Here is a 3,860-nt window from a genome sequence, read left to right as displayed (position 1 = left end):
ATCTCCAACCGTAGTCTGATAATACAAATCAATCCCAATATTTGTGAGCTTTGCTGAAATATACTGTGCATTTGTATTCACAATATCTCCGACTAATAATTCTGTTCCAACGCATATAATTTCTGTTTTCATTTTTATTTCCTTCTTTTCTTTTTATTTAAAATACTACTAAATAAGTTCAAATATAAAAAATTTATTTAGCAGCAAACTTTATTTTTATTATTTTTTAAAAATAATCGCTTCATAAGGCTTTAAAATAATTTTTCCATCTTTGATTTCAGGCGCCGTTTCATAGTTTGACAATAAAACTTGAGCATTTTCCAGTCCTGTAACTCCATTTCTTTCCAATTCGAATTCCACTTCAGGTTCATAGAAATTACTGATTACAACTAATTCTCCATTTTCTCCAACACGTTTGTAGGCATAAACACTTTGGTTTTTCAAATCAATGTCTTCATATTTTCCTGTTATCATTAATTCTTCATTTCTTCTTAAATCAATTAATTTTTTGTAATGATAGAATATTGAATTTTTATCTTTTAAAGCCGCTTCAGCATTAATTTTTTTATAATTTTCAGGCACTCCAATCCATGGAGTTCCAGTTGTAAATCCTGCATTTTCAGAATCATTCCATTGAACAGGCGTTCTGGAATTATCTCTTGATTTTTGCATTAAAATTTCAATAGCTTCTTTTTCAGAATGTCCTTTATCCAATAAAATTTTGTAATTATTGGTTGATTCTATATCACGATATTTACTAATCTCATCAAAATATGGATTTGTCATTCCAAATTCTTCCCCTTGATAAATGTAAGGTGTTCCCTGTAATCCATGAAGAACTGTGGCAAGCATTTTAGCCGATTCACTACGATATTCCTTATCATTTCCAAATCTTGACAATGCTCTTGGCTGATCGTGGTTATTCCAGAAAGTCGCATTCCATCCATTTCCTTCATACATTCCAATTTGCCATTTAGAGAATATTCTTTTTAACTCCACAAAATCAAATGGTGCTTTTGCCCATTTTTCTCCATTTGGATAATCTACTTTCAAATGATGAAATGAAAACGCCATTGATAATTCCTTTTCATCAGGATTTGAATATCTGATACAGTTATCAAGGCTTGTAGAAGACATTTCTCCAACCGTAATAAGCTCTCCGCCTCCAAAGGCTTCTTTATTCATTTCCTTCAAAAATTCGTGAATTCTAGGTCCATCTGTATAAAATCTTCTTCCGTCAGGTACAAATCTTGTATCACTTCCATCATCATTTAAAAATCTCTGATCCTTTGATATAAGATTTATAACATCCAGCCTAAATCCATCCACACCTTTATTCAGCCAAAATTTTATCATTTCATATACTTTTTTTCTTACATTTTCATTTTCCCAGTTTAAATCAGCTTGCGTAACATCAAACAAGTGAAGGTAATACTGTCCTCTCTTTTCTGAATATTGCCAGGCATTTCCTCCAAATTTTGATTGCCAGTTTGTAGGCTCTTTTCCATCAACTGCATCTTTCCATATGTAAAAATCCTTATATTCAGGATTTCCTGCTTCAGACTTTTTAAACCATTCATTTTCAGTAGAAGAGTGATTTACAACAATATCCATAACTATTTTTAAATTTCTTTTATGTGCTTCTGTCAGCATTTCCTCAAAATCTTCCATTGTCCCGTAATTAGGATCAATATCATAATAATCACTTATATCATATCCGTTATCATTTTGTGGAGATTTATACATTGGAGTAATCCAGATCACTTCCACTCCAAGTTCCTTCAGATAATCAAGTTTCTCAATAATTCCCCTTATATCCCCTTCTCCACTTCCAGTCGTATCATTAAAGCTCTTTGGATAAATTTGATAAACTACTGATTTATGCCACCATTTTTGATCGAAATTTTTTTTCATAAAATTCACTCCTAAACTTTTATTTTTTATATTTCTTTTTTAATTATACCTTATTCTCACTATATATACAATCAATTTTTCAACTTCTGACTGAAAAACTATATATAAAAAGAGCAGTCTATGACTACTCTAAATATTTGATGCCACAATATTATAAAGTTATATTTTTTTCTTTAAAGCTATCAGTTACAACAATTAAATATAACAATTTCTTTATTTATTCAGCTTCTTTACCGCCTGTATATCCAAAAACATAATCCAGATTTATATTTTTCATTGAATTAAATACACTTTGCTTTACTCCTGGATTTTTTTCTTCAAGTTCGGCTAATAAATTTTTTACTTCCCTACGTTTGCTCGAAGTTTTTCCAGCTTCGATTGTACATCCACAGTTCATCGCACGGATTCCGTTTGTTTTTGTGTAATCAATTATGTCAGCTTCCTTTACATAAATTAATGGACGAATTAGTTCTAATTTTCCAGAAGTTGATGGAACTTTTGGAGTCATTGTCTTCATTGTTCCTGCATAAAGCATGTTTATAAGAGTTGTTTCAATTACATCATCAAAATGATGACCAAGCGTCAATTTATTAAATCCAAGTTCCTCTACTTGCGTATATAAAATTCCACGTCGCATTTTAGCACATAAAAAGCACGGATAGTCCTTTGCCTTTTCATTTGCAATTTCCCAAATATTCGTATTAATAATCTCACAGTCGATATTTAACTTATCCAAATTATTTTTAAAATTATCCAAATCAGAATTTCTAAAACCAGGATTTAAGCTAACTGCCTTAAATTCAAAATTTTTCCGTTTATCTTTCTTCAATTCCTGAAATAATTTTACTAAAAGTAAACTGTCTTTTCCGCCAGAAACTCCAATCGCAATCTTGTCCCCATCCTGTATCATATCAAAATCACTAATTGCCTTCAAAAATTTTGCCCATATACTCTTTTTATAGGTTGTCATTATACTTTTTTCAATTTCTTCCACATCCTTCATCGGACAATCTGGAAGAATGGCTTCACATACTAAATTTACCACTTTTTCTCTCCTTTAACATCATTTAAAAAATAATAGAAAGTTATCATACGACAACTTTCTAAAACTATATTTTATTTAAAAATATTCAGTTTGATTTTAAACAATTCCTAAATTTGCTCCTGAAAAATTTACTTTTTTATCTTCATCTGCTAAATTTTTACATTTGTTTTCGATGTAGTTTATTTTTTCAATAAGCCCTTCATCCCTTGAATCAATTCTAAAGGCTGCCCTGTATTCTTCAAGCGCCTTTTGGTGCCGTCCCATATGTTCATATTTTCTAGCAAAATCAATATGTGCAACATACATATCGAAATCAAGGAATATAGCAAGCTCATAACAGTCAACCGCTTCTGAGATTTTACCTTTTCTTGAATAAATATTTCCCAAAAGAAACAATATAAACGGTTCGTCTTCTGTACTTACATCAAGTGCCTTATTAAAGTTTTCTTCTGCTTTGTCAAGTTCTTCATTTTCATAGTACAAATAACCTAGAAATGCTCTTGTTTCTATTTCTTCAGGTTTTAATTTTACCAATTTTTCATAAATATCAATTGCTTTATCATTTTCTTTTAGTGCGTGATAGATGGAAGCTAATGTTTTTAACACTTCCACATCATCAGGATTTTCTTTTATTTTTTCTAAATTTTCTTTGAGAAGCTGCTCATTATTTTCATTATATCTTATTTCTCTAAAAATCAATGTTTCTAACATTATTTCCTACTGCTACGTTTCTTTTTTTATTAAACATTTTTTTACCTTTTAATAAAAAAGACTACATATAATTAGCGTAGCGTCTCCTTTCTATTTTCATTAATTTTTATTTTTATAAAATTCTAATTTAAGCAGCATTATTACATTTTGAACTAAAACTAAAATAAAAAACGCAAAACCTAAAATTCCG

Annotated in this window: 4 protein-coding genes; all 4 read right to left on the bottom strand. The window is 29.8% G+C overall.

Annotated features, from left to right (window positions below; genetic code table 11):
* The coding region (locus Q0370_RS09115; RefSeq protein WP_299574925.1) for a molybdopterin-binding protein at nucleotides 1-132 on the bottom strand (132 nt) is incomplete at its 3' end.
* An 87-nt stretch (nucleotides 133-219) separates the two neighbouring features.
* Entirely contained in the window at nucleotides 220-1,914 is a 1,695-nt protein-coding gene (gene treC / locus Q0370_RS09110; protein WP_299574923.1) for an alpha,alpha-phosphotrehalase, read from the bottom strand.
* A gap of 217 nt (nucleotides 1,915-2,131) precedes the next feature.
* A complete protein-coding gene (locus Q0370_RS09105; RefSeq protein WP_021744108.1) occupies nucleotides 2,132-2,959 on the bottom strand; it encodes an ATP-binding protein in 828 nt (275 codons plus the stop codon).
* Between the two features lie 96 nt (nucleotides 2,960-3,055).
* Nucleotides 3,056-3,670 carry a tetratricopeptide repeat protein gene (locus tag Q0370_RS09100; protein ID WP_147005412.1) on the bottom strand — a complete coding sequence of 205 codons (615 nt, stop codon included), beginning with the start codon at nucleotides 3,668-3,670 and terminating at the stop codon, nucleotides 3,056-3,058.
* Nucleotides 3,671-3,860 lie beyond the last annotated feature (190 nt).

Source organism: uncultured Leptotrichia sp., assembly GCF_938036635.1.
Lineage (GTDB): Bacteria > Fusobacteriota > Fusobacteriia > Fusobacteriales > Leptotrichiaceae > Leptotrichia > Leptotrichia hongkongensis.
The sequence above is the reverse complement of the archived record's forward strand: the minus strand, read 5'-3'. Positions and strand labels throughout refer to the sequence as shown.

What these genes read in the sequence shown, in the direction of transcription:
- Q0370_RS09100 (WP_147005412.1), bottom strand. Translation starts at nt 3,670, where the DNA reads ATGTTAGAAACATTGATTTTTAGAGAAATAAGATATAATGAAAATAAT.
- treC (WP_299574923.1), bottom strand. Translation starts at nt 1,914, where the DNA reads ATGAAAAAAAATTTCGATCAAAAATGGTGGCATAAATCAGTAGTTTAT.